The sequence below is a fragment of the Rhodococcus sp. BS-15 genome (genome assembly GCF_000813105.1).
GTDB lineage: Bacteria > Actinomycetota > Actinomycetes > Mycobacteriales > Mycobacteriaceae > Rhodococcoides.
In genome coordinates, this window is record NZ_BAOX01000616.1 from 1 (window position 1) to 713 (window position 713).

1 pseudogene is annotated in these 713 nt (G+C 69.1%); it reads left to right on the forward strand.

Annotated features, from left to right (window positions below):
- A pseudogene (locus RHBS_RS28290) lies at positions 1 to 713 on the forward strand (MFS transporter); the annotation flags it as partial.

Below are 713 nucleotides of genomic sequence, written 5' to 3' on the forward strand. Positions count from 1 at the left end.
CGGCGGCATCGCGTTCGTCGCGGGTTCGCCGGGCGCCTGTGGTTCGTCGCCGCGATCACCGTGCTCGGTGCCTACCTGAGCATGCGCATTCCGTCCTGGGTGGAGATCACCGAGGGTGAAGTGCCCGCAACCTTGAGTTACCACGCCGATCAGCACGGTGATCGCGATTACGCCGGAAGCGGGGCTCCCACCGAGAACATCCGCCGCACGCCCCCGTCGCCCCCGGCGTCGGGCACCACCAAGAACCGCAGACAGCCCTTGGGCCGGGCGGTCATCGTCGGGCTCTGGGGCAACGGCACCATCCGGATTCTCACCGGCTTCCTGACGCTCTACATCGCGTTCGTCGCCAAATCCCGTACCGAACACGAGCCGCTTCAGCAGGCCGCGATGCTCGGACTCGTCGGAGCCGCCGCCGGTCTCGGCAACTTCTCCGGCAACGCGCTCGGAGCCAGGATCAAGCTCGGCCGGCGTCCCTGGTGGTTCTTCGCTGCACCCTCGCAGTCACGGTCGTGGCCGTCGTCGCCGCGGTCACCGACAGCCTGCTCGCCGCAGCGGTGGCTGCGCTCGTCGCGTCGAGCGCCAGTGCACTCGCCAAGGTCTCCCTCGACGCGTCCCTGCAGGCCGATCTGCCGCCGGAATCGATCGCGTCGGGATTCGGCGATCGGAAACCGTCATGCAGCCTGTGGCTGGGTCCTGGGCGGCACGCTCGGCGA